The sequence below is a fragment of the Nonomuraea sp. NPDC049655 genome (assembly GCF_044465465.1).
Lineage (GTDB): Bacteria > Actinomycetota > Actinomycetes > Streptosporangiales > Streptosporangiaceae > Nonomuraea.
Genome location: NZ_JBITLS010000005.1, coordinates 308023 through 334042, shown reverse-complemented (window position 1 = coordinate 334042; position 26020 = coordinate 308023). Strand labels below are relative to the sequence as shown.

Below are 26020 nucleotides of genomic sequence, written 5' to 3'. Positions count from 1 at the left end.
GCCGTCAGTATCCCAGTCCGTCAGTACGAGCCGTAGCTGCTCGTCGAGGCGGCGAGCAGCACGAACACCACCACGTAGAAGATGATGAGCAGGACGATGGCGATGGCGCCGAAGATCAGGCTGCGCTTCCACCAGGTCTTGGCCTCCTCGGCCGCCTGCATGGCGCCCTGGATGTCGCCGACCTGCCACTTGGAGTTGACCTGCGACGACTTCACGATCGCCACGATGCCGAGGGGCAGGCAGCAGAACAGGGTGGTGAGGATCGCCGGGACCAGCTGGTTGTCCGGCGGGGTGCCGCCGCCACCGGGGCCGTAACCGCCACCGGGGTAGCCACCGGGCGGCTGCCCGTAACCGCCGCCAGGGGGCTGGCCGTAGCCGCCACCGCTCGGGGGCTGCTGGCCGTAGCCGCCACCGGGTGGCTGCTCACCATAGCCGCCGCCACTCGGGGGCTGCTGGCCGTAGCCGCCGCCGTAACCGCCGCCGCTGGGCGGCTGCTGGCCGTAGCCGCCACCACCGCTCGGCGGCTGCTGCCCGTAACCGCCGCCGGGCGGCTGGGCGCCGTAACCGCCGTCGCCCTGGTTTCCGTAACTCATGCTCGTGACTCCTCATGTCGTCAGCGTGAAGCGAGTTGCGCGCGGCAGCCTAGCGATAAAGCATTCCCTACGTGGACTAACGCCCACGTTGCGGACAATTCGTAATCACACCGCAAGCGGGGCGTCACGCTGCGCCCCGCCCGTTCACGAGTAGTCGCTGACGGAGGCCGCCGAGCCGATGCCGATCAGGGTCAGCCAGAACCCGCCGAAGAAGATCCAGAACAGCACGAACAGCACGACCATGATGTAGGAGGTCACCAGGCCGCCCATCGCCATGCCCTGCCCCTCCTCCCCCGTGCGCTTGATGCGGTTGAGCGCGATGTGGCCGAGGACGACGCCGACGATGCTGGTCGCGCCGCAGGTGACCAGGCCGACGATGCCCAGGATGAGCGAGGCCACCGCCATGCCGTTGGTGGAGCGGGGCTGCTGCGGGGCGCCGTACTGGCCGTAGCCGGGCTGGCCGTAGCCCTGCTGCCCGTAATTCTGCTGGCCGTAATTCTGCTGGCCGTAGCCCGGCTGGGCGTAGCCGCCGCTCGGGGGCTGCGGCTGCTGGCCGTACCCCAAAGGCTCCTGGGGGTAGCTCGGCGGCTGCTGGTTGTAGCCGTAACCGCCGCCGCTGGGCGGCTGCTGGTTGTAGCCGCCGCCGCTCTGCGGCTGCTGGCCGTAACCGCCGCCGCTCTGCGGCTGCTGGCCGTAACCCCCGCCGTGCTGGGGCTGCTGGCCGTAGCCGCCGCTCTGGGGCTGCTGGCCGTAGGCCGGGCCTTGGCCGTAGCCGCCGCCGGTGGGCGGCTGCTGGCCGTAACCTCCGCCGGGGGGCTGCGCGCCGTGGCCCCCGCTGCCGCCCTGGTCCCCGTAGCTCATGAGCTGGCTCCTCTTGTCTCTTGGCGAGTTGCAACGGCAGCTTATTGAGAAAACGTTTGCCAAGCAGACAGAGGTTCAGAACCGTGGAGATTTCGTAACTACCGACCTCAGCGGGGTTCCGGGGACTCCGTCGGGTCGTCGCCGCGGTCGAGCGCGTCCCACAACTCGCGGTCCTCGTGGCCCCTGCGGGCCGTGGCCGCGACCGCGCCCGGCCTGTCGCCCGCCCGCTCGTCCGTCGCGTCGGCGGCCCTGTCGTATCGCGACGACATGCCCGCCCACCTGCCGCCGCGCACCGCCGCCAGCACGCCGCCGGCCAGGAGCAGCAACGCGCCGAGCCCGGCCACGACCGGCCAGCCCGGCACCGGCTCCCAGGGCAGGCCGGCCACCGCGCGGACCGCGTTGTGCTCGCGCAGCCAGCCGGTCACGGTGGCCGAGGCCAGCCCCGCCCACGTGCCCGCCGCCGCGCCCGCGCCGCAGAGCGCGACCAGCGCGCCGACGACCCGGCGCCCGGCGCCCTTGGTCGCCAGCACGGCCACCACGCCCGCCAGCCCCGCCAGCGCCAGCGGCGAGAGCACGGGGCTCAGGTCGCCGCCGGTCGGCGCGACCGCGTCGGCGGCCTGCGCGCCGAGCACCCGCACCCAGACCTGACCGGCCGCCAGCAGCACCAGGCAGCTGCCCAGGACGGTCGGCGCCAGCCACGCCCACAACTCGCGCCGCCCGTTCCCGGAGCCCTTGCCGGAGACCTCACCAGACGTCATGCCGGGAGCCGCTAACCGAGCAGACCGGCGTCGAAGCAGGTGCGGTCGCCGGTGTGGCACGCGGCGCCGACCTGGTCGACCTTGAGCAGGATGGTGTCGCCGTCGCAGTCGAGGGCCACGCTCTTGACGTGCTGGACGTGCCCGGAGGTGTCGCCCTTGACCCACAGCCGGTCGCGGCTGCGCGACCAGTAGGTGGCCCGGCCGGTGGTGAGCGTGAGGTGCAGCGCCTCGTCGTTCATCCAGGCCATCATCAGCACTTCGCCGGTGTCGTGCTGCTGGGCGATGGCGGGCACGAGGCCGTCCGCGTTGCGCTTCAGCCGTACGGCGATCTCGGGGTCGAGGGACATGGTGCCATTCAACCAGCCCTCCCCCGTGCTCCCGCCTCCGGCTGGGCCAGCGCCTGCGACAAGGTGTCATGGATGGGGAACAGGGCCGCCAGGTTCGTCCTGCGCAGCCGCCGCAGCACCTGGCCGTCGGAGGCCACCAGCGCCATCGTGCCGTCCCTGTCGCGCAACGCGGCGAGCTGGCGCACCAGGACCCCGAGCCCCGTGGTGTCGATGAAGGTCAGCCCGGTCAGGTCGACCACCAGCCGCGTGCCGTCGGCCGCCATCGCCTCGTCGAGACACCTCCTGACCCGGGCGACGTTGTCCACGTCGACCTCGCCCGCGAGGGCGACCACCACGATGTCCCCGTGCCTGCTGTGCGTCGTCTCCAGTACGTCCACGCCCATGCCTTTCATGACCCTTCCTGGGCGGCCCCGCCGAAAACGTACACCGGCGGGAACGGGTGACGGTGTGTTTTGCCGAGAACGCGCTACGTGATCGCGGGCATCACGGTAATTTCTAGGCGACGCGTGCTAGGGAGGACACATCGTGGTGCACGTCGCGGGCTCGGTCCTCGACCCGGATCTGGGGGACCACGTCTGCCTGCCGTTCGAGGGCGAGCGGGAGCGCATGACGACGACCAGGCAGTTCACACTCAACGGGCTGCGCCGCCGGACCAAGGTGGTGATCATCACCCATGCGGAGACCCCTGAGCGCACCCGGGGCTGGCTGGCGCCGCTCGTCCCGGGGCTCGACGACGCCGAGGCGGCCGGGCAGGTGGAGATCCTGTCCTGCGCCGACACGCACTTCACCGACGGCCGCCTCGACCCCGACCGCCTGCTGCACGCCCTGGCCGACGCCCACCACCGGGCGCGCAGGCACGGCCAGCACGGCGTCTACGCGCTGATCGACGCCTCCTGGGGAGCGCGCGACGCGCAGGCCCAGGCGGCGTTCGAGGCCACCGCCAACGAGCTGTTCGGCGAGCGCTGGCTGGCCGCGGTGTGCCAGTACGACCGCGAGCTGTTCCCCCTCGACGCCATCGAGCGGGCCACCGCGGTGCACCCCATCGCGCCCGAGCAGGCCCTGCTGCGCTTCGCCAGCACCTCCTCGCCGCCGGGGCTGCGGGTGTGGGGCGACGTAGACCTGACCAACAGGTCGGCGTTCGGCTCGGTGTTGTCGCCGCTGCAGAAGGAGCCGGGGCAGGTCGTGATCGACGCCTCCCACCTCGACTTCATCGACGCCGGCTCGGCCCGGCTGCTGACCGTCACGGCCGCGGCCAGGCCGTACGGCTCGACCGTGGTCGTCTGCGCCGAACGGGTGGCCCGGGTGCTCCGGCTGGTCAGGGCCGACACGCACGTCGTCGTCCGCCGGGTGGGCGATGGGTAGGCAGGTGCTGCGCGCGACCTTCGCGCGCGGGCGCATCACGTTCCTGCGCAGGGCCGTGGCCGAGCAGGCCGCCTACGAGGGGCTGAGCGGCCGGCGGCTGGAGGACTTCGTGCTGGCGGTCAACGAGATCACCACCAACGCGGTCCTGCACGGCGGCGGCCAGGGACGGCTGCGGTTGTGGTCGGGCGAGGGACGGCTGTGGTGCGAGGTCACCGACCAGGGCCCCGGACTGCCGCCCGGCTGGATGGGCGAGGCGCGCCCGCCCGCGGGGCTGGAGTTCCGCGGGCGGGGGCTGTGGCTGACCCGGATGTTGTGCGACCACATCACGATCGTGTCCGGCCCCGCGGGCACGAGCGTGACGTTCGCCGCCGCCCTCGACTAGGAACGCGCGATCAGGAGTGCGCCGCCGAGACCCAGGAGGCGTGCAGATCGGCGTAGACGCCGGGCTGGGTGACCAGCTCGGCGTGCGGGCCGCGCTGCACCAGGCGGCCGGCGTCGAACACCAGCACCTCGTCGGCGTTCTCCGCCGTCGAGAGCCGGTGGGCGATCGAGACGGCCGTGCGGCCCCTGGTGACGCCCTCCAGCGCGCGGGCCAGGCGCACCTCGGTGGCCGGGTCGACGGCCGAGGTGGCCTCGTCCAGCAGCAGCAGGTCGGGGTCGGCGAGGTAGGCGCGGGCCAGGGCGACGAGCTGGCGCTCGCCCGCCGACAGCGACTCCCCGCGCTGGCCGACGGGCGTGTCCAGGCCCGCGGGCAGGCCCTCGACCCAGTCGGCCAGGCCCAGCTCGGTCATCGCGAGCTGGATCTCCTCGCGGGTGGCCGACGGCCTGCCGTACCGGACGTTGTCCTCCAGGGTGCCGTCGAACAGGAAGCCGTCCTGGGGGACCATGACGATGCGTTCGCGCAGGGAGGAGAAGCGCACGTCGCGCAGGTCGTGGCCGTCCACCGTGACGCGGCCGCCGACCGGGTCCATGAGCCGGGTCAGCAGCTTGGCGAACGTGGTCTTGCCCGACCCGGTCTCGCCGACGACGGCGACGCGCGAGCGCGGCGGGATCTCCAGCGAGACCTCGCGCAGCACGGGCGGGCCGCCCGGGTAGGAGAAGTGCACGTTCTCGAAGGCCACCGAGATCGGGCCCCTGGGCAGCCGCACGCCCTTCTCGCCGGGGTCGGCGACGTCCGGCGGGGTGTCCAGGACGCCCAGGATGCGGCGGTAGCCGGCCACCGCGTTCTGGGCCTCGTTCAGCACCTCGGTGGCGGTCTGCAGCGGCGAGACGAACAGCGTGACCAGGAAGAGGAAGGCCACCAGCTTGCCCGCGGTGATGTCGCCGGACACGCCGAGCCGGACGCCGAGGAGCACGATCCCGGCGATGGCCAGCGCGGCGACGATCTCGGTCAGCGGGAAGACGAAGCCGACGATGGTCTGCGCCTTGATCTGCGCGGTCCTGTTGGCGTCCACGGCCTTGTCGATGCGGTCCGCGGTACGCCGCTCGGAGGCGTAGGCCCTGATGACGGCGGCGCCGACGACGGACTCGCTGACCGCGGCGAGCATGTCGCCGGTCCGCTCGCGCACGGTCGTGTACGCCCGCGACAACAGCCGCTGGAACCGCGGCAGCGCGATCATCAGCGGCACGAAGCACACCCACACCAGCAGCGTGAGCTGCCAGGAGTAGACCAGCATGAGCACGCTGGCCACGAAGAGCTGGCCGAACGCCACGATGATCATCAGCCCGCCCCACTGCATGAACGTGCTGATCTGGTCGATGTCGTTGGTGACCCGCGAGACCAGCGCGCCGCGCCGCTCGCTGTTCTGGGTGAGCACCGACAGGTCGTGCACGTGCCGGAACCCGCGCACGCGCAGGCTGGCCAGCGAGGACTCGGTGGCCTTGTACAGGCGCACGTTCATGATGTAGCCGGCCAGCGCGGTCAGCAGCACGGCCGCGGCGCACACCAGGACGGCCCGGGTGATGTACGGCAGGTCCGGCGTGCCGCTCTTGATGCCGGTGTCGATCGTCTGCTGCACCGCGATCGGCACGATGATCTTGCCGATGGTCGCCACGACGGCCAGCCCGAGCGTGCCGGCCAGCCCCTTGCGGAACTCGGGGGTGAGCGACAGGCCGTGCCAGATGGTGGCCAGCGCCGACCGCTCGACGTTGCCCTGGAGCGCCTCGCTCATGCGCTGACCTCTTCCTCTTCCTCTTCGGCGTCCGGGGCCGGCGACAGGTCGATGGCGGCCCGTTCGGCCTCCTCGCGCTCGTAGGCGGTCACCAGGTTGCGGTATCCGGGGCAGCGCACGAGCAGCTCCTCGTGGGTCCCGCGGTCCTCGACCCGGCCGTGGTCGAGGTAGACCACCTCGTCGGCCAGGGCGATGGTGGCCATCCGGTAGGCGACGACCACGACGGTCGTGGCCTCCGCGGTGTCCCGCAGGCCGTGCAGGATCTTGGCCTCGACCTGGGGGTCCACGCTGGAGGTGGCGTCGTCGAGGATGAGCAGGCGCGGGCGGCGGACCACCGCGCGGGCCAGCGCGATGCGCTGGCGCTGGCCGCCGGACAGCGACGCGCCGCGCTCGCCGACGCGGGTGTCGAGCCCGTCGCCCAGGCGGCCGACGAAGCCGTCGGCCTGGGCCAGGCGCAGCGCCGCCCACACGTCCTCGTCGCCGGCGTCCAGGCCGAGCGCGACGTTGCCGCGTACGGTGTCGTCGAACAGGAACGTCTGCTGCGGCACCAGCGCGGCCGAGCCGGCGATGGCGCCGTAGGGCAGGTCACGCACGTCGACGCCGTCGAGCAGCACCTGCCCGGAGCCGGGGTCGACGAGCCGGACCAGCAGCTGGACCAGCGTCGACTTGCCCGACCCGGTCGGCCCCACCAGGGCCACGGTACGGCCGGGCGGCACGTCGAAGGTGACGTCGTGCAGCACCTCGGCCTGGTCGTAGGCGTAGGACACGCCGGCCACCTTCAGCTCGGCGGGCCCGGACGAGGCCACGGGCGCGTCGCCGTAGTCCATGGAGCCCTCGGCGTCGAGCACGGCCTGCACCCGCTGCCAGCCGACGACGCTGCGCGGCAGCTCGGCCAGCACCCAGCCCAGCGCCCTGATCGGGAAGGCCAGCAGCGTGAACAGGTAGGCGACCTGCACCAGGTCGCCGGAGTCGATCGAGCCGGTGGACAGGCGCAGCGCGCCGACCCCCAGCACGGCGAGCACGCCGATCGTGGGCAGCGCCTCCAGCATGGGGTCGAACAGCCCGCGCACCCGGCCGACGGCGATGTTGGCGTCGCGCAGCTCGTGGGCGCGGCGGCGGAACCGGTCGGTCTCCAGCTCCTCGCGGCCGAGGGTCTTGATGACCAGCGCGCCGTCGAAGCTCTCGTGCGCGATCTCGCTCACCTCGGCGCGCAGCTGCTGGGCGCGGGTGGCCAGGGGGCTGAGCCGGCGCTGGTAGACCAGGTTCAGCACGGCGATGGCCGGGAAGATCAGGAAGCCCACCAGCGCGAGCACGAGGTCGGTGAACAGCATGGCGACGGCCGCGGTGAACAGCATGACCAGCACGCCGACGGCCATCGGCAGCGGCGCGAGCGGCGCCCAGGCGGCCTCGGCGTCGGCGCTGGCGTTGGACAGCAGTTGCCCGGTCGGGTGCCGGTGGTGCCAGGACAGCGGCAGCCGCAGGTACTGCTTGGTCACGTCCCTGCGTGACCTGGCCTGCATGCGGTACTGCACGACGCCGGCCAGGATGCGCCGCCCCGCCACGCCGATCGCCTTGAGCAGCGCGGTGCCGATGATCAGCAGCGCGCCGGTCCACATGGCGCCGGCGGAGGTCCGGCCCTGGTCGAAGGCGGGCAGCACCACGTTCTGCGTCGCCCAGCCCAGTGCCCAGGCCGAGGCGACGGTCATGCCGCCGTAGACCGCGCTGGCCAGCGCGGCCATCGCGAACACGGCTCTCTCCGTGCGAATGGCCACCCCAAGGACCCGCAGTCCTTGACGCATGACGGCCGAGGTGACCTTGCTCGCCACTCGGTATTTTTCCCTTCAAACGTCGATATTTCTATCTATGTCCCTATCACGGCCGATCGTCTCCTTATTCCCACAGGTAGGCTTGACCGGGTGACTCACGCTCGTGGCGAACGCACCGCGCTCTGCGACCTGTTCGACCGGCTCGGCCCCGACGCGCCCACCTTGTGCGAGGGGTGGACCACCTACGACCTGGCCGCCCACCTCGTGCTGCGCGAGCGCCGGCCGGACGCCATGGGCGGCATCGGGATCAGCGCGCTGGCGGGCTACACCGCCTCGGTCCAGAACGGCCTGAAGGCCAGGCACCCCTACCCCGAGCTGGTGGGCATCGCGCGCCGGCCGGGCGGCGTCTACGGGCTGCTGCCCTTCCTGGACAAGGCGGTCAACACGCTGGAGTTCTTCGTCCACCACGAGGACGTGCGCCGCGCGCAGCCCGGATGGGAGCCGCGCGAGCTGCCGGCCGACCTCGACGAGCTCATCTGGAAGCGGGTGTCGGCGGGCGCCCGGATCATGCTGCGCCGCTCGCCGGTGCGCCTGGTGCTGCGCCGCGCGGGAGGCGGGGCGGTCGGCGGGGCGGTCGGCGGGGCGGTCGGCGGGGTGGCGCTCGGCGGGGCTCGGGAGGGCGCCAAGGTTCAGGTCACCGGCACGGCCCAGGAGCTGCTGCTGTTCTGCTTCGGCCGGCAGGAGCACGCCAGGGTGGAGCTGACCGGCGACGACGCGGCGGTGAGCCGGGCAACCGAAGCCCGGCTCGGATTCTGACCGAAACCCTCGGCCCAGAAACCCCTCGTCTTAAACCTCCAGCCCGTACGATGGCACAGGAAAGAAGCCCCCCGGTTAGGATCTTGGACATCTTCACAGAAGATGACCGTGATCGCCCAGATCCGGGTATATACGGCTGGGAATGGACTGCAGGAGGCCCCCCATGCAGGTCAAGAAGGTGGCTACGTACGTTCTGGTGGCGTTCGTGGTCTTCTACCTGTTCACCCGGCCGGCCCAGGCGGCGGCCGCGGTCAACGGCGTGTTTGACGGAATTGTCCAAGGAGCCAACCAATTGGCGGTCTTCTTTACGAATGTTCTGACCTGATGTTCGCGTTCTGTCCGCGCTAGGTGCTTCCACGCGCTGACAGATCGTGTTACGCAGGCAGGATGAGAGATCGCCCCAGCGGCAACAAGATCAATCAGCTCGATCCGCAGGCCCGGCGCGTCCTCGAACGGGCAGAGCTTGAAGGCATCGAGCTGATCCGTTTCCTGTACGCCGACCACGGTGGCGTGGTCCGTGGCAAGGCGGCGTCCCGGTCCCGGTTGGCCGAACGGCTCAACTCGGGCATCGGGCACACGGTGGCCATGATGGCGATGAACATGCTCGACCAGCTTCAGGAGGTCGAGCACCTGGGTCCGGTGGGCGAGGTTCGCATTGTCCCCGACCCGGCCACGTTCGTCCCGTTGCCCCATGCACCGGGCGCCGCCGCGATGCTGTCGGACCTGCGGCGGCCCGACGGCTCACCGTGGGAAGCCTGCGCCCGCACGTTCCTCAAGGACGCCGTGGCGGAACTGGCCGGCGACGGCTACCGGATCGAGGCGGCCTTCGAGCCCGAGTTCACGCTCGGCCGCCGCCTGCCCGACCCCAATGGCGGCCCCGACCGGCTGGTGCCGCTCGACGACTCTCTCTGCTATGCCGGCACGGGCTTCGACACCGCGCACGACTACACGATCAGGCTCATGCGCGCGCTGGAGACCCAGGGCCTGCGCGTCGAGCACTACCACCCCGAGCTCGGCCCCGGCCAGCAGGAGCTGTCGGTGCACCACGCGCCCCCGCTGCGCGCCGCCGACAACCACGTGCTCTACCGGGAGACCGTGCGCGGCGTGGCGATGCGCATGTCGATGTGGGCCTCGCTGGCCCCCAAGCCCCTGGCCGACCAGGCCGGCAACGGCGCCCACCTGCACCTGTCGCTGTGGCGCGACACCCACAACCTGATCGCCGAGGACGGCGCGGAACGCGCGCACTTCATCGGCGGCCTGATCGCCCACCTGCCCGGCCTGACCGCCCTGACCTGCGGCAGCGTCAACAGCTTCCGCCGGCTCTCACCCCGCATGTGGTCCAGCGCGTACGCGGTGTACGGCCCCGACAACCGGGAGGCGGCCGTGCGCGTGTGCTCGCCGCTGGGCGAGAGCGGCGAGCCGAACCTGGAGCTGAAGCCGTCGGACTCCTCGGCCAACCCGTACCTGTCGCTCGGCGCGGTCATCCACGCGGGGCTCGACGGCATCCGCCGCAAGCTCGACCCGGGCGAGGCCGTGGACATCGATCCCGACACCGTGCCCGACCGCTATCCCCGCCTGCCCGGCTCCCTGGAGGAGGCGCTCGACGCGCTGGAGGCCGACGAGGTGCTCATGGAGGCGCTCGGGCCGTTGCGGCGCAGCGCATACCTGGCGGTCAAACGTTCGGAGGCGGCCGCGTTCGCCGCCAAGGACGCCTCCTACGAGCTCTTCCACCACCTGCGGGTGTTCTGACCGCCCACCGGCCCCGCGCCGCCGGCCCCGCGCGGGCGGGGCCGGCAGGCGGCCTCAACGGACCAGGTGGCCTCAGCGGACCAGGTGGCCTCAGCGGACCGGGTGGCCTCAGCGGACCGGGTGGCCCGCCATCCGCAGTGTCTCCTTGACGTCGCCGATCTTCAGCGTGCCGAAATGGAACACGCTGGCGGCCAGCACGGCGTCGGCACCAGCCTCGATCGCCGGCGGGAAGTCCTCCAGCCGGCCGGCCCCGCCGCTGGCGATCACCGGCACCCGCACCGCCGCGCGCACCGCGTGCAGCAGCTCCAGGTCGTAGCCGTCGAGGGTGCCGTCGCCGTCCATGGAGTTGAGCAGGATCTCGCCGACGCCCAGCTCCTCACCGCGCGCCGACCACTCCACCGCGTCGATGCCGGTGCCGCGCCGGCCGCCGTGGGTGGTCACCTCGAACCCGCTGGGCATGCCCGGCGCCCGGCGGGCGTCGACCGACAGCACCACGCACTGCGCGCCGAACCGCCGCGACGCCTCGGTCAGCAGCTCGGGCCTGGCGATGGCCGCGGTGTTCAGGGACACCTTGTCGGCCCCGGCCCGCAGCAGCCGGTTGACGTCGTCGACCGCGCGCACGCCGCCGCCCACGGTGAGCGGGATGAACACCTGCTCGGCGGTCCTGCGCACCACGTCGAGCATGGTCTCCCGCTCGCCCGACGAGGCGGTGATGTCGAGGAAGGTCAGCTCGTCGGCGCCCTCCTCGTCGTAGCGCCTGGCCAGCTCGACCGGATCTCCCGCGTCGCGCATGTTCTCGAAGTTGACGCCCTTGACGACCCGCCCGGCGTCGACGTCGAGACAGGGGATCACTCTTACCGCTACGGTCATGCTCGCAGTGCCTCGATTTCGATCTCGACCAGCATTCGAGGGTCGACCAGCCCGGCGACCCTCACTCCTGTGCAGGCGGGCCGCACGTGCCCGAAGACTTCGTAGATGGCCCGGCCGACGAGGTCGAAGTGGCGCTGCTCCACCACGTAGTAGCGGACCATGACGACGTCCTCGCGGGTCAGGCCGCCGACCTCGACGGCGTCCAGCGCGATGTCGATGGCGGTCAGGCTCTGCCGGTAGGCGTCGCCGACGTGGCGTACCTCGCCGTCGATCGTGGCCGTGCACCCGGAGACGATCACGCGCTCGCCCACGACCACGGCGCGGGCGTACCCGTACTTCTCCTCCCAGATGCCGCCCGAGAACACCCTCGGACCGGTGCTTTCCATGCTGACGCTCATTCCGCCCCCTCCCGGCGAAGCTAAACGCGTACCGCGGCCAGCGCGTCCTCGAGAGTGAACGCGTGAGCGTACAGGGCCCTGCCCACGATGGCTCCCTCCACTCCGTCCGGGACGAGAGAAGCCAGTGCCACCAGGTCGTCAAGACTGGACACGCCGCCACTGGCGATCACGGGCTTGTCGGTGTGTGCGCAGATCCGCCGGTAGAGGTCGAGGTTGGGCCCCTGCAGCATGCCGTCCTTGGTCACGTCGGTGACGACGTAGCGGGGGCAGCCGTCGGCCTCCAGGCGGTCGAGCACCTCCCACAGGTCGCCGCCCTCCTTCGTCCAGCCGCGGGCGGCCAGCGTGGTGCCGCGCACGTCGAGGCCCACCGCGATCCGGTCGCCGTGCTCGGCGATGATCTTCCGGCACCAGTCGGGGTTCTCCAGGGCGGCGGTGCCGATGTTGACCCGGCGGCAGCCGGTGGCCAGGGCGGCGGCCAGCGACTCGTCGTCGCGGATGCCACCGGACAGCTCCACCTTGACGTCGAGCTTGCCGATCACCTCGCTGATCAGCTCCTTGTTGGAGCCCCTGCCGAACGCGGCGTCGAGGTCGACCAGATGGATCCACTCGGCGCCCGCCTCCTGCCAGGCCAGCGCCGCGGCGAGCGGCTCGCCGAAGCCGGTCTCGGTCCCGGCCTCACCCTGGACGAGGCGTACGGCCTGGCCATCGGCGACGTCCACGGCGGGAAGCAATACGAGCGACATTCAGGTCCTCCGGTCGAAAGCGAGGGTCACGACAACAGGTGCGAGCAGCAGGGAGAAGACGAACACGGCGAGGCTCACCGCGGGCGAGCCCCAGACCAGCCACACGATCGCCTGCACGATCAGGAAGCCGAGCGCCACCGCGACGTTCTGGGCGCGATGGCGGCGGGCGATCAGGCCGCCCTGCCGGGCGAACCGGACCGGGCGCGGGACCAGGCGGGCGATCAGGGCGCGGCGCCGGGCGCGGCGCGCCTGCCGCTCCTCGTTGAGCCGGATCGCGCGCGCCCGCTCGGCCTCCCGCTCGGCCCGCCGGCGCGCCCGCTCCTTGCTCATACCGTCTCTAGCCAGTTCCTCAGCAGGGCGGCTCCGGCGTCGCCGGACTTCTCCGGGTGGAACTGGGTGGCCATGAGCGGGCCGTTCTCGGCGGCGGCCACGAACGGCACGCCGTGCTCGGCCCACGTCACCACGGGCGCGGCGAAACCGGGGTCGGCCGGCTGCAGCTCCCACTCGCGCACGCCGTAGGAGTGCACGAAGTAGAAGCGGGTGTCGGCGTCGAGCCCGGCGAACAGCACGCTCTCAGCGGGCGCCTTGACCGTGTTCCACCCCATGTGCGGCAGCACGGGCGCCTCCAGCCGCTCGACCGTGCCGGGCCACTCGCCGCAGCCCTCGGTCTCGACGCCGTGCTCGACGCCCCGCGCGAACAGGATCTGCATGCCGACGCAGATGCCCAGCACCGGACGCCCGCCGGCCAGGCGGCGGCCGATGACCCGGTCGCCGTGCACGCCCTTGAGCCCGGCCATGCAGGCCGCGAACGCGCCGACGCCCGGCACGACCAGCCCGTCGGCGTTGAGCGCCGTGTCGAAGTCGGCGGTCACGGTGACGTCCGCGCCCACCCTGGCCAGGGCCCGCTCGGCCGAGCGCAGGTTGCCCGAGCCGTAGTCGAGCACCACGATGTTCTTGCTCACCACCACAACACCCCCGCCGTGATCGCCATCGCCGCGCCGAGCGCGCAGACCGCGGCGCCCACCTTGAGACCCTGCTTGGCCAGCGAGAACACGCCGCCGCCGAGGAACAGCCCGAGGAACACCATGACGCCCGCGATGAGGTTGTCGGTCACAGCACACCCTTGGTGCTCGGCACGCCCGATGCGCGCGGGTCGAGCTCGGACGCCTCGCGCATCGCCCTGGCCAGCGCCTTGAACTGGGCCTCGACGATGTGATGGGCGTTGCGCCCGTACGGCACGTGCACGTGCAGGCAGATGGCCGCCTGGGCCACCAGCGACTCCAGGATGTGCCGGGTCATCGTCGTGTCGTAGTCGGGGCCGACCATCGGGGCCATGCCCGCGGGCTCGGTGTGCACCAGGTACGGCCGCCCGGACAGGTCGACCGTGACCTGGGCCAGCGACTCGTCCAGCGGGCACGACGCGCTGCCGAACCGCCGGATGCCGGACTTGTCGCCCAGCGCCTGGCGGAAGGCCGCGCCCAGCGCCAGCGCGGTGTCCTCGATCGTGTGGTGGGAGTCGATGTGCAGGTCGCCCTCGGTCTTGACGGTCAGGTCGAACAGACCGTGCTTGCCGAGCTGGGCCAGCATGTGGTCGAAGAAGCCCACCCCGGTCGAGACGTCGACCAGGCCGGTGCCGTCGAGGCCCACCTCGACCAGGACCGAGGTCTCCTTCGTTGCCCGCTCCACGCGCCCTACGCGACTCACAGAACCTCCTCCATCGCGGCGCGGAAGGCCGCCATCTCCTCGCCGGTGCCGATCGACACACGCAGCCATTCTGGCGGGCCCACCTCGCGGATGAGCACACCGCGCGCCAGCAGCCCCTCCCACACCTCGCGCCGGTCGGGGAACCGCCCGAACAGCACGAAGTTGGCGTCGGAGTCGGCCACCGACAGCCCCTTGCCGCGCAGCCAGGCGACCGTGGCGTCGCGCTCGGCGCGCAGCGCGTCGACCGTGCCGAGCAGCTCGGCGCGGTGGCTCAGAGCGACCCGCGCGGCCGTCTGGGTGAGCGTGGACAGGTGGTACGGCAGCCGCACCAGCAGCAGCGCCTGCACCACGGCCGGGTGCGCGGCCAGGTAGCCGAGGCGGGTGCCGGCCATGGCGAACGCCTTGGACATCGTGCGGGTGACGATCAGCCTCGGGTGGCGCGGCAGCAGCGTGAGCGCCGACGGAGTGCCCTGGCGGGCGAACTCGGCGTAGGCCTCGTCGATCACCACCACGCCCGGCGCGGCGGCCAGCACGGCCTCGATCGTCGACAGCGGCTGCGCGGTGCCGGTCGGGTTGTTGGGCGAGGCCAGGAAGACGATGTCGGGCCGGTGCTCCTCGATCGCCGCGACGGCCTTGCCGGGGTCGAGGGAGAAGTCGTCCTCGCGGGCGGCGCTGATCCACTCGGTGCTGGTGCCGGTGGTGAGGATCGGGTGCATCGAGTACGACGGCTCGAACCCGATGGCGGTGCGCCCGTGGCCGCCGAAGGCCTGCAGGATCTGCTGGAGCACCTCGTTGGAGCCGTTGGCCGCCCACACCTGCTCGGGGCTCAGCCCGTGGCCCAGGTAGGCGGCCAGGTCGGCGCGCAGCCCGGTGGCGTCGCGGTCGGGGTAGCGGTTGAGCTCCCCCGCGTTCGCGGCGACGGCCTGCGCCAGGTCGGCGACCAGCGCGGGCGAGGGCGGATAGGGGTTCTCGTTGGTGTTGAGCCGGACCGGCACGTCGATCTGCGGCGCGCCGTAGGGCGAGCGGCCCTTCAGGTCGTCGCGGATCGGCAGGTCGTCGAGGGTCACATCGGCGGGGTTCACTCTGACTCCGTGGGGACTCGCCAGTCGAAGCGGGCGCGGATCGCGGCGCCGTGCGCCGGCAGGTCTTCGGCGTCGGCCAGCACCGACACGTGGGCCGCCGCGCCGGCCAGCGCGTCGCGGGTGTAGTCGACGACGTGGATGCCGCGCAGGAACGACTGCACCGACAGGCCGCTGGAGTGGCAGGCGCAGCCGCCGGTGGGCAGCACGTGGTTGGACCCGGCGAGGTAGTCGCCGAGCGAGACCGGCGCGTAGGGGCCGACGAAGATCGCCCCGGCGTTGCGGATCCGGGCCGCGACCTCGGCCGCGCCGGCGGTGTGGATCTCCAGGTGCTCGGCCGCGTACGCGTCGACGACCTTGATGCCGTCGTCGATCGAGGAGACCAGCACGATGCCCGACTGCCGGCCGCTCAGCGCCTCGGTGATGCGCTCGGAGTGGCGGGTGGCCGAGACCTGGCCCGGCAGCTCCTTCTCGACCGCCTCGGCCAGCTCAAGGCTGGTGGTGACCAGGACGGCGGCGGCGATCGTGTCGTGCTCGGCCTGGCTGATCAGGTCGGCGGCGACGTGCACCGGGTCGGCGGTCTCGTCGGCCAGGATGGCGATCTCGGTGGGGCCGGCCTCGGAGTCGATGCCGATGCGGCCCTTGAGCAGGCGCTTGGCGGCGGCGACCCAGATGTTGCCGGGGCCGGTCACCATGGTCGCGGGCGGGCACTCCTCGGTGCCGTAGGCGAACATGGCCACGGCCTGCGCCCCGCCCACGGAGTAGACCTCGTCGACGCCGAGCAGCGCGCACGCGGCCAGGATGGTGGGGTGGGGCAGCCCGCCGAACTCCTTCTGGGCCGGGCTGGTGACGGCCAGCGAGGCGACGCCCGCCTCCTGGGCCGGGACGACGTTCATGACCACGCTGGAGGGATAGACGGCACGCCCGCCGGGCACGTAGAGGCCCACCCGGTCGACCGGCACCCAGCGCTCGGTCACCGTGCCGCCGGGCACGACCTGCGTGGTGACGTCGGAGCGGCGCTGATCGCGGTGGACCAGCCGGGCCCGCCTGATCGACTCCTCCAGCGCGGCCCTGACCCGGGGGTCGAGCTCGTCGAGCGCCCGCCGGACGACGTCGACGGGGACGCGGGCGGAGGCGATCTCGACACCGTCGAACCTGGCGGTCAGCTCCCGTACGGCTGCCGCCCCGCGATGGCGCACGTCGTCGCAGATGGGCCGCACCTTCTCCAGGGCGGCCTCGACGTCGAGCTCGGCGCGGGGCAGCACGTCGCGCAGGTCCGCAGGAAGGGAACCGCGCATGTCAATACGGGAAATCACCCTGACAGTCTACGGAGTCCGGACCCCGGATCCGCTTCTGTCCAGAATGCGGGACGCAGGCCGGACGCGTTACGGGGGGGGGGGGGGGGGGGGGGGCCCCGCCCCCCCCCCCCCCCCCCCCCCCCCCCCCCCCCCCCGCCGGAGCCCCGGACCGGGCCAAGCCGGGGCCGAGTGGCCGTGGCCGCCACGGGGGCGCGGTCACGGCCGGGGGGAATGGCCTGGCCCCCTTCTGCCCGGCGCGGCAGGCGTCTAACACCCTGCGGCAAAGAAAACTCTCGGTGAGTTAAAAATAATCTTGCGGCTGTTTGCCCCGCTCGGCGCGGCGTAGGCGGTTCGTAACGCCTTTCGCATTACATGTCCATTATGTCCGCTCGCCTACTCTGGGCGGCATGGGACAGTGGCGAGCCCCCGGCGGCATCCTGGTGGAGGCGATCATCCTCGATGATCGTCCACTGCTGCGCGTCTCCCATCGCGTCAACGGCCGGACGTACCTGCGCGGCTACTGCAAGACGGTGTCCGAACTGGACGAACACGGTGTAGACCTCGGCGAACTGGTGGAAGACACCCCGCTTGACCATTTGTAGACCCCGGCCCGCCACTGTCGATCAACCCCCCGGGGTACGGCACGATCCATGGTGGGGCTGCCGGCCTACGCGCCGATGATGGCCCAGCTGGGCACCCTGACCTCCGTCCAGGGCGAGGGCTGGGCCGTGGAGATGAAATGGGACGGCGTACGCGCCCTCGCCTACGTCGAGGGCGGCTCGGTCCGCCTGATGTCCCGTAACAACAAGGACATCACCCCCGCCTACCCCGAGCTGCAGCTCATGGCCGGCTCCACCGGCCGGCACGCGGCCGTGATCGACGGCGAGATCGTCGCCTTCGACGAGACCGGACGCCCCAGCTTCGCCGCCCTCCAGCCCCGCATGCACCAGCGCAACCCCGCCACCGTCGCCGAGCTCACCCGGGCGGTGCCGGTGACGTTCATGGCCTTCGACATCCTGCACCTCGACGCCGACAGCGTGATCGGCCGCCCCTACCGCGAGCGCCGCGAGCTCCTGGAGGACACCCTGCGGCCCGGCTTCCGCTGGGAGGTGCCCGTGTGGTTCGCCGACCACGCCGACCGCGCCTTCGACTCCTCCCGCCAGCTCGGGCTCGAAGGGATCGTCTGCAAGCGACTCGGCTCCCCCTACCGGCCCGGCCGGCGCAGCGGCGAATGGACCAAGGTCAAGAACGTCAGCGCCGCCGAGGTCGTCATCGGCGGCTGGCACCCCGGCGGCGGACGACGATCCGGCATGATCGGCTCGCTGCTGCTCGGCGCCTACGACCCGCGCGGCCGCCTGCTCTACGTCGGGCACGTCGGCACCGGCTTCACCCAGCAGATGCTGCGCGACCTCCAGGACCTCCTCACGCCCCTGGAACGCCCCGGCCCGCCCTTCGACGAGCCCGTCCCGCGCGAGCACGCCCGCCACGCCCACTGGGTCGAGCCCCGCGTCGTCGGCGAGGTCCAGTACGCCGAGGTCACCGGCGACGGCCGGCTGCGCCACCCCTCCTGGCGCGGCCTGCGCCCCGACCGCGAACCCGGCGAGGCGAGCACCGCCGAGTTCCTCGCCCCGGGGGACGCCGCGGCGGGCTGACCGGGCGCGACACGTCCCGCTTGGGCACGGTAAGTGATGAAGTCATGACTTACAGTGATCGGAATCGCTTCGGACCGCCCAAGGGGACATCGTGTCGAAGACTCTGGTCACCACGCTGGCCGCGCTCGCCGGCGTCTCACTCGCCACCGCACTCACCACCGCGCCCGCCACGGCCCTCGTCACCGCGCCCACCACCGCCGAACCGCCCCCGCTCAAGGCCCCCACCGCCCAGCGCCCCGCACAGAGCCCCGCACAGAGCCCCGCACAGAGCCCCGCACAGAGGCCCGCACAGAGGCCCGCACAGCGCCCCGCCCAGCGCCCTGTGCAGAGCCGGGATCGCAGTCCGGGCGCCGCGTCGTCGCCGCTCATGCGCCCGGGACGCGCCGCCCGCTACTGGACGCCCGGCAAACAGGCCAAGGCCAAGGCCGTCGCCCTCCCGCCCAGCACGACCGGCCACGACACGGCCGCCCAGGGCACCGCCGCCCAGAGCGCCGCCGACCACAGCGCCGCCCAGAACAGCGCGGCCCAGAACAGCGCCGCCCAGAACAGCGCGGCCGAGCGGCGCAGCGTGCCCGGCGCCAAACGGCTCACCCCCGGCGGCGACGCCAACGGCTACGCCCCCGTGCGCCGGCCGTACACCGCCGACGGCAACAGCCGCGCCACCGGACGCCTGTTCTTCGTCAACGCCACCGGCCGCGACGACTCCTGCAGCGCCTCCGTCGTCCGCTCGGCCAGCAGGCTGCTGGTCATCACCGCCGCCCACTGCGTCTACAGCAGCCCCGACGGCTCCGCGTCCGGCACCTGGCACACCAACTTCGCCTTCGTCCCCGCCTACGACGGCCGCGCCGCCACCGCCGCGCAGCGCGAGCCGTACGGCAGATGGGGCGGACGGCGCGCCTGGAAGCCCGACGCCTACACCGGACGCACCGGCGGCGACTGGAACTCCGTCTACGACGTCGCGCTCGTCGAGGTCGGCGGCCGGAACCGCACCCTGCAGGACACCGTCGGCGCCTTCACCCCCCTGCGCAACGAGGGCGGCCGCTTCACCATCGCCACCTCCGGCTACCCCGGCGTGCTCGGCCGCCGGCCCTACGACGGCCGCGACCAGCTCTGGTGCCTCGGCCGCACCCAGCAGGCCCGCGGCGAGAACACCACCGGCGACATGCTCGCCGCCCGGCTGGCCGGCGCCGGCGACCCGGCCGGACGGATGGAGACCTACAACTGCCACCTGGCCAAGGGCCACAGCGGCGGGCCATGGGTCGTCCGCGGCAGCGACGACCTGGTCGGCGTGCTGTCGGCGGGCAAGGAGGACGGCGAGCCCGACGGCAACTCCGTCGCCACCGCGCTCAACGCGGAGGGCTACGGCGCGATCGTCCGCCAGGCCGACCCCAAAGGCGTCTACGACTCCCTCTCCCTCGACGCCGCCGGCCCCGGCGCGCCCGTCCGCCGCGGCGGCACCGCCACCGTCACCGCGACCGTCACCATGCGCGGGCTCATGGCCGCCGCCCAGGTGCCCGTCACCCTCACGCTCCCGGCCGGCGCCACCCTGACCTCCGTCGACGGCGCCACCTGCCGCCACGGCGACCACCGGGCCGAATGCGTGATCGACGTCATCCACCCCGGCCGGCCGGTCCGCATCTCCGCCAAGCTCTCCGTCGGCCGCGACGCGGACGCCGCCCTGCCGGTCACCATGCACGTCACCTCCACCCGTCTCGACCCCGCCCAGCGCGACAACTCCGCCGTCCTGCGCCTGCGCACCGCCACCGGCTAGGCAGCGGCCGGCGCCGGCTCCCGCAGCGTCCGCGCCAGCAGCCAGGCCAGCACCGGGAAGACGATCAGGCAGGCCAGCGCCGTCCTGAGCGAGGCGGCCTCGGCCACCGCGCCCACCAGCGGGCTGGTCAGGCCGCCCACGCTCACCGCCAGCCCCAGCGTGACGCCGCTCGCCGTGCCCACCCGGTTCGGCAGGAGATCCTGGCCCAGGGTCACGTGCAGGGAGAACGGGACGTACAGGGCGACCGACGACGCCGCGACGAAGACGTAGACCAGCGGGCCCGGCGCCAGCACCACCCCGGCCACCGCGAGCACCGCCGCCGCGTACGCCGCCCGCATCGCCGGCACCCTCCCCCACCGGGCCGCCAGCCGGCCGCCCAGCACCGTGCCCGCTGCCCCACCCGCGAACAGCACGAACAACGCCACCGCGCCCGCCGCGCCGCCGCCCACGTACAGGGCCACGAACGCGCTCAGACCGACGTACACCACCGACCGGAAGACGATCACCGACGTCAGCCGGGCGAACCCCGGCCAGTCGTCACGCCCCGCCGCCCGCACCGCCGGACGCGCCCCGCCCCGGCCGCCCGCCAGGACCCGCACCGCCGGGAGCGTCAGCACCGCCCCCAGCACCGCCGGCACAGCCAGCAGCGGCGAGGCCCCCAGCCCCCACGCCGACAACAGCGGCGTCACCAGCACCGGCGCCGAGGCGAACCCCAGCGTCCCGCCCAAGGAGAACCAGCTCATCCGCACATGACCGCCCTCGCTGGCGATCCTGGCCAGCCGCGCCGACTCCGGATGGTAGGCCGCCACCCCCAGCCCCGACACCGCCGCCGCCAGCCACGTCACCGCGTACGACCCCGTCACCCCGGCGCACGCCACGCCCGCCCCCGCCACCACCATGGCCGACGGGATCAGCCACGGCATCCGCCACCGGTCCGTCAGCAGCCCGAAGACCGGCTGCACGACCGACGACGACAACGTGGCCGCCAGCACGATCCCCGACACCGCCACGTAGCCGTACCCCCGCCCGGACACCAGGAACGGCACCAACGCGGGCACCGCGCCCTGGTAGAAGTCCACGCACGCATGCCCCGCCGCCAGCGACCGGATCCTGTTCACGCCACCGATGATGTCCCCGGCCCGACCTGGCCTGCTTCCGATAAAATGCCAATCTATGCCGAATATCCGCCACACCCCCGTGGCGCCCACCGGCCGCCGCCCCTTGGCCCCCGGCACGGGCATCGACGCCCACCGGCACGACACCCACCAGATCGCCTACGCCTGCGCCGGCATGCTCTCCGTCACCACCGACGCCGGCACCTGGGTCGCCCCCGCCAACCGCGCCATCTGGGTGCCCGCCGGCACCGTGCACGAACACCGTGCCCACGGCAGCACCGACCTGCGCCTGGTCGGGCTCACCGGCAATCCGCTCGGCCTCGACCGGCCCGCCGTGCTCGCCGTCGGCCCGCTGCTGCGCGAGCTCGTCATGGCCTACACCGACGACGACGCCCCCGTGGGCGAGGAACGCGAACGACTGCTCGCCGTCCTGCTCGACCGGCTCAGACGCGCCCCCGAACAGCCCTTCCACGTGCCCGCCGCGCGCGACCCGCGCCTGGCCGCCGTCTGCGCCGCCCTGCACGACGACCCCGCCGACGGGCGCACCCTGGCCACCCTCGCCGCCCTGGCGGGCACCAGCGAGCGCACGCTCGCCCGGCTGTGCCGCCGCGAGCTCGGCATGAGCTTCCCCCAGTGGCGCACCCAGCTCCGCCTGCACCAGGCGCTGCTGCTGCTGGCCGACGGCCTGCCGGTGACCGTGGTCGCCCATCGCTGCGGCTGGGCCTCGGCCAGCGCGTTCATCGACGTCTTCCGGCGGGCGCTCGGGTACACGCCGGGCCGCGCCTTTACAATGTAGATTCGCTACACTTGTCAGACGTGAGCAAAACGAAAGGCAAGGGCGGCGGCACCCCGGCCACCATGGCGCTGACCAAGGCCAAGGCCGACTTCACGCTCCACCCCTACGACCACGACCCGAGCGCCCAGGCCTACGGCGAGGAGGCCGCCGACGCGCTCGGCGTTCCCTACGACCGCATCTTCAAGACGCTCGTCGCCGAGACCGAGAGCGGCCTCGCGGTGGCGGTCGTGCCGGTGTCGGGCAAGCTCGACCTCAAGGCCCTGGCCTCGGCGCTGGGCGGCAAGCGGGCCGCCATGGCCGAGGCGGCCAAGGTCGAGCGGGTGACCGGCTACGTGGTGGGCGGCATCAGCCCGCTCGGCCAGCGCAAGCAGCTTCCCACCGTGGTCGACTCCTCGGCGCTCGACCACGAGACGATCTACTTCTCGGCCGGCCGGCGCGGGCTCCAGATCGAGACCGCCCCCGACAACCTGATCACCCTCACCCGCGCGGTCACCGCCCCCATCGGCAAGGCGGGCTGAGCCTCCCGCCGGGCGGCTACCGGGAGCGGTGGCGCGGGCGGCGGAACGACGGGTCGGGCGGGCCCTGCCCGAGCAGCCACTCGAACAGCCGCCGGTGATGCCGGAAGAACGCGCGCTCGCCCTGCCGCCGGTTCTTCTTCTTGTCCTCCTCCTGCGCCTCGGCCTCCTTCAGGCCGGGCGTGAACCCGCCGCCGAACCGGCCCATGTCCGGGCCGGGGAAGCCTCTCGGCTCGGTGTGGTCCAGGGCCTGCTGCATCGACTCGACCCAGATCGGGCCGGGCAGCGACGCCCCCTGCACGGCGCCGTAGTACTGGTCGCCGATCTGCACGCCCTGCAGCGGGTAGCGGTAGGAGCCCCGGATGTCGCCGAGGCTCACCGCCGCCGCCAGGTCCGGCGTGTACCCGGCGAACCAGGCCGAGGTGTAGCCGTTGTTGGTGCCGGTCTTGCCGGCGGCCGGGCGGCCGATGCTCTGCCCTTGCATGGTGCCCTTGTCGAACACCCCGGACAGCACGTGGTTGACGGCGTCGGCGACCGGCCGTTCCATGACCTGCTCGCAGGACGGCGGCACGTGCGCGCGCCGGCCGCTCCGGTCGGTGATCTCCACGATCGCCAGCGGCCGGCAGTGCAAGCCGCGCGCCGCGAACGTGGCGAAGGCCCCCGCGACCGTCACCGGGTCCATCTCGTTGACGCCCAGCGTGAACGTCGGCACCTCGCGCAGCGGCCGGCCGTCGGCCCGCACCGCCCCGAGGGCCCTGGCCGTCTTGACCACGTTGCAGAGCCCGACCTTGCGCTCCAGCATCATGTAGAAGATGTTCACCGACTTCCAGGTGCCGGTCTCGATGCTGTGCGGGCCGCCCGAGCCCTCGCCGCTGGCGTTGAGTATGCGCGTGCCGGGGTCGTTGACCGGCCGGCCGGCGCAGTTGCGGTAGCCCTGCGCGGGCACCAGCTCCCCCGGCGTCTGGAAGCCGTCGCCGAACCGCCAGCCCTGCTGCAACGCCGTGGCCAGGGTGAAGACCTTGAACGTCGAGCCCGCCTGGAAGCCCTGGCCGCCGCCGTGCGCCACGTCGGTGGGCAGGTTGAAGGTGGTCCGCGGGCCGTTCTTCTTGTTGCCGCGGTTGCGGCCGAACTCCTTGCTGGCCGCCATCGCCCTGATCCGGCCGGTGCCGGGCTCGACCATGGCCTCCGCGGCGACCTCGGTGTCCTCCGGCGAGACGTGCCGCCGGATCGCGCGCTCGGCCGCGCGCTGCGCGACCGGGTCCAGGCCGGTCCTGATCACCAGGCCGCCCCTCGCCATCCTGGCCCGCCGCTCGGCCGGGGTGTTGCCGAACGCCGGGTTCGACAACATCTCGTTCTGGACGTACAGGCAGTAGTAGGGGTACGCGCTCTGCCCGCAGCCGCCCGGCTCGGGCTTCAGCCGCAGGGCCAGCGGCGTGCTCTTGGCGGCGCTCGCCTGGGCCTGCGTGATCAGCTTGAGCCCGGCCATCCGGTCCAGCACGAGGTCGCGCCGCTCCTTCAGCCGCGCCTGGTGCGAGCGGCCGAGCGAGGGGTCGGTCGAGTACGGCATCCGCACCGCCCCCGCCAGCGTGGCCGCCTGGGTCAGCGTCAGCTTGGAGGCGGTGGTGGAGAAGAAGCGCCGGGCCGCCGCCTCCACGCCGTGGGCGCCGGCACCGAAGTAGGCGATGTTGAGGTAGCGCTCAAGGATCTCGTCCTTGCGGTACTTGTGTTCCAGGGCCATCGCGTACCGCAGTTCGGTGATCTTGCGGGCCAGGTTGGGGGCGCGCGCCTTGTCCCGTTCCGCATCGGTGCGAGCGCTCTCGACCAGGATGTTCTTGACGAGCTGCTGCGTCAGCGACGAGCCGCCCTGCCGGATGCCGCCCGCCTGCGTGTTGGTGAGCAGTGCCCGCAACGTGCCCCGGACGTCGAGTCCGCCGTGCTCGTAGAAGCGGGCGTCCTCGATGGCCACGATGGCCTTGCGCATCAGCGGCGCCACGGCCCCGAGCGGCACGGCCGTCCTGTTGGCCTCGTAGAACTGGGCGAACTGCCTGCCGTCCTTGTCCAGCAGCCTGGTCACCTGCGCCAGGGGCTCCTCGCGGGGCGCGGGCGGCAGGTCGACGAAGGTGTCGGCGACGTTCTTGGCGGCCAGGCCGCCGCCGCTCACCACGGGAACGGCCAGTGCCGCCGCCAGCACCCCGCCGAGCGCCCCCGCCATGGCGAGGCCACCGATGGATCTGAGTACGGTCACGCAGATGATCTGCAACCAGCAGATCATCGGCAAACGCCCACTTCCCCGGTCTTTACCGTTCTCTTCGGATGTTCAGACCAAGCGAGGCGAACTGCTCGTACGGCCGGTGGTAGCCCCGCTCGATGTGGTGCACGCCGCGCAGCGTGGACGTCCCGTCGGCCACCGCCGCGGCCAGCACGGCCGAGAACCCGGCCCTGATGTCGGGCAGCGTCACGTCGGCGCCCCTGAGCTTGGAGACGCCGCGCACCACGGCCGAGTGCCGGGCGTTGGTGTCGTGGTAACGGCAGGCCGGCCCGCCCAGGCACTGGTCGAACACCTCGATCTCGCAGCCCATCCGCTGCAGCGCGGGCACGTAGACCAGGCGGTTCTCGAAGACCGTCTCGTGCAGCACCGACATGCCCTGGCTCTGCGTGAACAGCACCATGAGCGGCGTCTGCCAGTCGGTCATGAAGCCGGGGTGGGTGTCGGTCTGCACGGCCGCCGAGCGCAGCCCCTCGGGCGGGGCGGTGGCGCACAGGTACTCGTCGTTGATGTCGAACCGGGCGCCCATCCTGGCCAGCGTGGTGATCGCGGTGACCAGGCGGTCCTGGGGGCAGCCGTGCACGCGCACCTCTCCCCCGGTGATCAGCCCGGCCGCCAGGTAGGAGAACGCCTCGATGCGGTCGCCGGTCAGCCAGGTGGAGGCGCCGCGCAGGTGGTCGACGCCCTCGATGACGATCCGGCGGTCGGGCGACAGCTCGATCCGGGCGCCCATGCGCTGCAGGAACAGCGCCAGCTCCACCACCTCGGGCTCCATGGCGGCGTTCTTCAGCACGGTCTTGCCCTCGGCCAGCACCGCCGACATGAGGATCGTCTCCGTCGCCCCCACGCTGGGGTACGGCAGTTCGAGCCGGGCCCCGTTGAGCCGCTTGGCCTTGGCCGAGATGCCGGCCTCGCCCACCTCCACCTCGGCCCCCATCGAGCGCAACGCCTCCACGTGGAAGTTCACCGGCCGCCGCCCGATCGGGTCGCCGCCGACCAGCGGCACGAACGCCTCCCCCGCCAGGTGCAGCAACGGCCCGAGCATGAGGATGGGGATGCGGTTGAGCCCGGTGAACGCGTCCGGCACCCGCGGCCTGATCTCCGCCCCGCGCTCGATGCGGATCTCGGAACCGGCGATCTCGACGTGGATGCCGAGCGCCTCCAGCATCGCCGCGGTGATGCCCACCTCGCCCACGTCGGGGGCGTTGTGGATGCTGCTCTCGCCGTTGCCCAGCATGGCGGCGACCATGTGCTTGGACACACCGTTCTTGGAGCCCCGTACGACGACGTCCCCGCGGAGGGGGCCGGAGGGCTCGATCAGCCAGACCTCTTCTGCAATCACGAAGCGAGCCTAACCGGGAGATACCATCGAGCTGGTTCGGATGCAGTT

At 72.5% G+C, this 26020-nt stretch carries 29 protein-coding genes; 10 read left to right on the top strand and 19 right to left on the bottom strand.

Annotated features, from left to right (window positions below):
• Positions 1-20: 20 nt before the first annotated feature.
• The 5 genes from ACIBQ6_RS18575 to ACIBQ6_RS18555 form a co-directional block, all read right to left on the bottom strand.
• On the bottom strand, positions 21-593 hold the full coding sequence (locus tag ACIBQ6_RS18575) for a CD225/dispanin family protein (RefSeq protein WP_357968152.1): 573 nt from the start codon (positions 591-593) through the stop codon (positions 21-23).
• A gap of 144 nt (positions 594-737) precedes the next feature.
• Positions 738-1454: a DUF4190 domain-containing protein gene (locus ACIBQ6_RS18570; protein ID WP_358293874.1), complete on the bottom strand. Its 717-nt coding sequence runs from the start codon at positions 1452-1454 to the stop codon at positions 738-740.
• Between the two features lie 107 nt (positions 1455-1561).
• The gene (locus ACIBQ6_RS18565) at positions 1562-2212 is read right to left on the bottom strand and encodes a TIGR02234 family membrane protein (protein ID WP_397213158.1); all 651 of its coding nucleotides are present in this window, start codon (positions 2210-2212) and stop codon (positions 1562-1564) included.
• An 11-nt stretch (positions 2213-2223) separates the two neighbouring features.
• Positions 2224-2559, bottom strand: a complete 336-nt coding sequence (gene hisI, locus ACIBQ6_RS18560) for a phosphoribosyl-AMP cyclohydrolase (protein WP_397213156.1) — start codon at positions 2557-2559, stop codon at positions 2224-2226.
• 8 nt (positions 2560-2567) lie between these two features.
• Entirely contained in the window at positions 2568-2951 is a 384-nt protein-coding gene (locus ACIBQ6_RS18555; protein WP_352358357.1) for an STAS domain-containing protein, read from the bottom strand.
• Positions 2952-3084: 133 nt separating this feature from the next.
• Here ACIBQ6_RS18555 and ACIBQ6_RS18550 point away from each other — a divergent pair, with 133 nt between their 5' ends.
• Entirely contained in the window at positions 3085-3921 is an 837-nt protein-coding gene (locus tag ACIBQ6_RS18550) for an MEDS domain-containing protein (protein WP_397213154.1), read from the top strand.
• Positions 3914-4303 carry an ATP-binding protein gene (locus ACIBQ6_RS18545; RefSeq protein ID WP_352358361.1) on the top strand — a complete coding sequence of 130 codons (390 nt, stop codon included), beginning with the start codon at positions 3914-3916 and terminating at the stop codon, positions 4301-4303. The genes ACIBQ6_RS18550 and ACIBQ6_RS18545 overlap by 8 nt, the downstream gene beginning before the upstream one ends.
• A 10-nt stretch (positions 4304-4313) precedes the next feature.
• Here ACIBQ6_RS18545 and ACIBQ6_RS18540 read toward each other — a convergent pair whose 3' ends face one another.
• Both ACIBQ6_RS18540 and ACIBQ6_RS18535 read right to left on the bottom strand, forming a co-directional pair.
• Positions 4314-6092, bottom strand: coding sequence for an ABC transporter ATP-binding protein (locus ACIBQ6_RS18540; RefSeq protein ID WP_397213152.1), 1779 nt, complete (start codon positions 6090-6092; stop codon positions 4314-4316).
• Positions 6089-7891: an ABC transporter ATP-binding protein gene (locus ACIBQ6_RS18535; RefSeq protein WP_358294294.1), complete on the bottom strand. Its 1803-nt coding sequence runs from the start codon at positions 7889-7891 to the stop codon at positions 6089-6091. Before ACIBQ6_RS18535 ends, ACIBQ6_RS18540 begins: the two co-directional genes overlap by 4 nt.
• Before the next feature lie 117 nt (positions 7892-8008).
• On the opposite strand from ACIBQ6_RS18535, the gene ACIBQ6_RS18530 reads away from it, so the two are divergent.
• The 3 genes from ACIBQ6_RS18530 to ACIBQ6_RS18520 all read left to right on the top strand — a co-directional run bounded on the left by ACIBQ6_RS18530 (position 8009) and on the right by ACIBQ6_RS18520 (position 10423).
• Complete coding sequence (locus tag ACIBQ6_RS18530; RefSeq protein WP_397213150.1) at positions 8009-8674, top strand: TIGR03085 family metal-binding protein; 666 nt, start codon at positions 8009-8011, stop codon at positions 8672-8674.
• Between the two features lie 163 nt (positions 8675-8837).
• Positions 8838-8999, top strand: a complete 162-nt coding sequence (locus tag ACIBQ6_RS18525) for a hypothetical protein (protein WP_185844438.1) — start codon at positions 8838-8840, stop codon at positions 8997-8999.
• A 62-nt stretch (positions 9000-9061) separates the two neighbouring features.
• Complete coding sequence (locus ACIBQ6_RS18520) at positions 9062-10423, top strand: glutamine synthetase family protein (RefSeq protein WP_358293885.1); 1362 nt, start codon at positions 9062-9064, stop codon at positions 10421-10423.
• A 108-nt stretch (positions 10424-10531) separates the two neighbouring features.
• Here the strand turns inward: ACIBQ6_RS18520 and hisF are convergent, their stop codons facing one another.
• The 9 genes from hisF to hisD are packed head-to-tail and all read right to left on the bottom strand — an operon-like array spanning position 10532 to position 16533.
• Entirely contained in the window at positions 10532-11293 is a 762-nt protein-coding gene (gene hisF / locus ACIBQ6_RS18515; RefSeq protein WP_352358369.1) for an imidazole glycerol phosphate synthase subunit HisF, read from the bottom strand.
• Complete coding sequence (locus ACIBQ6_RS18510) at positions 11290-11679, bottom strand: Rid family hydrolase (RefSeq protein WP_352326354.1); 390 nt, start codon at positions 11677-11679, stop codon at positions 11290-11292. The genes hisF and ACIBQ6_RS18510 overlap by 4 nt, the downstream gene beginning before the upstream one ends.
• 32 nt (positions 11680-11711) lie before the next feature.
• Entirely contained in the window at positions 11712-12434 is a 723-nt protein-coding gene (gene priA, locus ACIBQ6_RS18505) for a bifunctional 1-(5-phosphoribosyl)-5-((5-phosphoribosylamino)methylideneamino)imidazole-4-carboxamide isomerase/phosphoribosylanthranilate isomerase PriA (protein WP_352326353.1), read from the bottom strand.
• Positions 12435-12764: a hypothetical protein gene (locus ACIBQ6_RS18500; RefSeq protein WP_397213148.1), complete on the bottom strand. Its 330-nt coding sequence runs from the start codon at positions 12762-12764 to the stop codon at positions 12435-12437.
• Positions 12761-13396 (bottom strand): imidazole glycerol phosphate synthase subunit HisH, encoded by a 636-nt coding sequence (hisH, locus tag ACIBQ6_RS18495; RefSeq protein WP_358293890.1) that lies wholly within the window; start codon positions 13394-13396, stop codon positions 12761-12763. The genes ACIBQ6_RS18500 and hisH overlap by 4 nt, the downstream gene beginning before the upstream one ends.
• Positions 13393-13548: a hypothetical protein gene (locus ACIBQ6_RS18490; RefSeq protein WP_358293892.1), complete on the bottom strand. Its 156-nt coding sequence runs from the start codon at positions 13546-13548 to the stop codon at positions 13393-13395. The genes hisH and ACIBQ6_RS18490 overlap by 4 nt, the downstream gene beginning before the upstream one ends.
• On the bottom strand, positions 13545-14138 hold the full coding sequence (gene hisB / locus ACIBQ6_RS18485; RefSeq protein WP_397213146.1) for an imidazoleglycerol-phosphate dehydratase HisB: 594 nt from the start codon (positions 14136-14138) through the stop codon (positions 13545-13547). The genes ACIBQ6_RS18490 and hisB overlap by 4 nt, the downstream gene beginning before the upstream one ends.
• Positions 14135-15220, bottom strand: coding sequence for a histidinol-phosphate transaminase (locus ACIBQ6_RS18480; protein ID WP_397213144.1), 1086 nt, complete (start codon positions 15218-15220; stop codon positions 14135-14137). The genes hisB and ACIBQ6_RS18480 overlap by 4 nt, the downstream gene beginning before the upstream one ends.
• Entirely contained in the window at positions 15217-16533 is a 1317-nt protein-coding gene (gene hisD, locus ACIBQ6_RS18475) for a histidinol dehydrogenase (RefSeq protein WP_358293896.1), read from the bottom strand. The genes ACIBQ6_RS18480 and hisD overlap by 4 nt, the downstream gene beginning before the upstream one ends.
• Positions 16534-16922: 389 nt before the next feature.
• Here hisD and ACIBQ6_RS18470 point away from each other — a divergent pair, with 389 nt between their 5' ends.
• The 3 genes from ACIBQ6_RS18470 to ACIBQ6_RS18460 all read left to right on the top strand — a co-directional run bounded on the left by ACIBQ6_RS18470 (position 16923) and on the right by ACIBQ6_RS18460 (position 19938).
• Entirely contained in the window at positions 16923-17117 is a 195-nt protein-coding gene (locus ACIBQ6_RS18470) for a hypothetical protein (protein WP_352358385.1), read from the top strand.
• Between the two features lie 48 nt (positions 17118-17165).
• Positions 17166-18167 (top strand): non-homologous end-joining DNA ligase, encoded by a 1002-nt coding sequence (gene ligD, locus ACIBQ6_RS18465; RefSeq protein WP_352358387.1) that lies wholly within the window; start codon positions 17166-17168, stop codon positions 18165-18167.
• 91 nt (positions 18168-18258) lie between these two features.
• Entirely contained in the window at positions 18259-19938 is a 1680-nt protein-coding gene (locus ACIBQ6_RS18460; RefSeq protein ID WP_397213141.1) for a trypsin-like peptidase domain-containing protein, read from the top strand.
• Here the strand turns inward: ACIBQ6_RS18460 and ACIBQ6_RS18455 are convergent.
• Positions 19935-21056, bottom strand: coding sequence for an MFS transporter (locus ACIBQ6_RS18455; RefSeq protein WP_397213139.1), 1122 nt, complete (start codon positions 21054-21056; stop codon positions 19935-19937). The genes ACIBQ6_RS18460 and ACIBQ6_RS18455 overlap by 4 nt on opposite strands.
• A 55-nt stretch (positions 21057-21111) precedes the next feature.
• Between ACIBQ6_RS18455 and ACIBQ6_RS18450 the strand changes: the two genes are divergently transcribed.
• Both ACIBQ6_RS18450 and ybaK read left to right on the top strand, forming a co-directional pair.
• Positions 21112-21849: a helix-turn-helix transcriptional regulator gene (locus ACIBQ6_RS18450; RefSeq protein WP_357968106.1), complete on the top strand. Its 738-nt coding sequence runs from the start codon at positions 21112-21114 to the stop codon at positions 21847-21849.
• A gap of 62 nt (positions 21850-21911) precedes the next feature.
• Complete coding sequence (gene ybaK / locus ACIBQ6_RS18445) at positions 21912-22367, top strand: Cys-tRNA(Pro) deacylase (RefSeq protein ID WP_358294295.1); 456 nt, start codon at positions 21912-21914, stop codon at positions 22365-22367.
• A gap of 16 nt (positions 22368-22383) precedes the next feature.
• Here ybaK and ACIBQ6_RS18440 read toward each other — a convergent pair whose 3' ends face one another.
• Both ACIBQ6_RS18440 and murA read right to left on the bottom strand, forming a co-directional pair.
• On the bottom strand, positions 22384-24609 hold the full coding sequence (locus ACIBQ6_RS18440; protein WP_397213137.1) for a transglycosylase domain-containing protein: 2226 nt from the start codon (positions 24607-24609) through the stop codon (positions 22384-22386).
• 52 nt (positions 24610-24661) lie between these two features.
• Positions 24662-25972, bottom strand: a complete 1311-nt coding sequence (murA, locus tag ACIBQ6_RS18435; protein WP_397213135.1) for a UDP-N-acetylglucosamine 1-carboxyvinyltransferase — start codon at positions 25970-25972, stop codon at positions 24662-24664.
• Positions 25973-26020 lie beyond the last annotated feature (48 nt).

Bases quoted from the DNA above. Each gene is read 5' to 3' on its own strand.
- ACIBQ6_RS18565 (WP_397213158.1), bottom strand. From the start codon at position 2,212: ATGACGTCTGGTGAGGTCTCCGGCAAGGGCTCCGGGAACGGGCGGCGC.
- ACIBQ6_RS18500 (WP_397213148.1), bottom strand. From the start codon at position 12,764: ATGAGCAAGGAGCGGGCGCGCCGGCGGGCCGAGCGGGAGGCCGAGCGG.
- ybaK (WP_358294295.1), top strand. From the start codon at position 21,912: ATGGCGCTGACCAAGGCCAAGGCCGACTTCACGCTCCACCCCTACGAC.
- ACIBQ6_RS18555 (WP_352358357.1), bottom strand. From the start codon at position 2,951: ATGAAAGGCATGGGCGTGGACGTACTGGAGACGACGCACAGCAGGCAC.
- ACIBQ6_RS18575 (WP_357968152.1), bottom strand. From the start codon at position 593: ATGAGTTACGGAAACCAGGGCGACGGCGGTTACGGCGCCCAGCCGCCC.
- ACIBQ6_RS18570 (WP_358293874.1), bottom strand. From the start codon at position 1,454: ATGAGCTACGGGGACCAGGGCGGCAGCGGGGGCCACGGCGCGCAGCCC.
- ACIBQ6_RS18470 (WP_352358385.1), top strand. From the start codon at position 16,923: ATGGGACAGTGGCGAGCCCCCGGCGGCATCCTGGTGGAGGCGATCATC.
- hisI (WP_397213156.1), bottom strand. From the start codon at position 2,559: ATGTCCCTCGACCCCGAGATCGCCGTACGGCTGAAGCGCAACGCGGAC.
- ACIBQ6_RS18545 (WP_352358361.1), top strand. From the start codon at position 3,914: ATGGGTAGGCAGGTGCTGCGCGCGACCTTCGCGCGCGGGCGCATCACG.
- priA (WP_352326353.1), bottom strand. From the start codon at position 12,434: ATGTCGCTCGTATTGCTTCCCGCCGTGGACGTCGCCGATGGCCAGGCC.
- ACIBQ6_RS18450 (WP_357968106.1), top strand. From the start codon at position 21,112: ATGCCGAATATCCGCCACACCCCCGTGGCGCCCACCGGCCGCCGCCCC.
- ACIBQ6_RS18535 (WP_358294294.1), bottom strand. From the start codon at position 7,891: ATGCGTCAAGGACTGCGGGTCCTTGGGGTGGCCATTCGCACGGAGAGA.
- ACIBQ6_RS18520 (WP_358293885.1), top strand. From the start codon at position 9,062: ATGAGAGATCGCCCCAGCGGCAACAAGATCAATCAGCTCGATCCGCAG.
- ACIBQ6_RS18540 (WP_397213152.1), bottom strand. From the start codon at position 6,092: ATGAGCGAGGCGCTCCAGGGCAACGTCGAGCGGTCGGCGCTGGCCACC.
- ACIBQ6_RS18525 (WP_185844438.1), top strand. From the start codon at position 8,838: ATGCAGGTCAAGAAGGTGGCTACGTACGTTCTGGTGGCGTTCGTGGTC.
- ACIBQ6_RS18510 (WP_352326354.1), bottom strand. From the start codon at position 11,679: ATGGAAAGCACCGGTCCGAGGGTGTTCTCGGGCGGCATCTGGGAGGAG.
- hisF (WP_352358369.1), bottom strand. From the start codon at position 11,293: ATGACCGTAGCGGTAAGAGTGATCCCCTGTCTCGACGTCGACGCCGGG.
- ligD (WP_352358387.1), top strand. From the start codon at position 17,166: ATGGTGGGGCTGCCGGCCTACGCGCCGATGATGGCCCAGCTGGGCACC.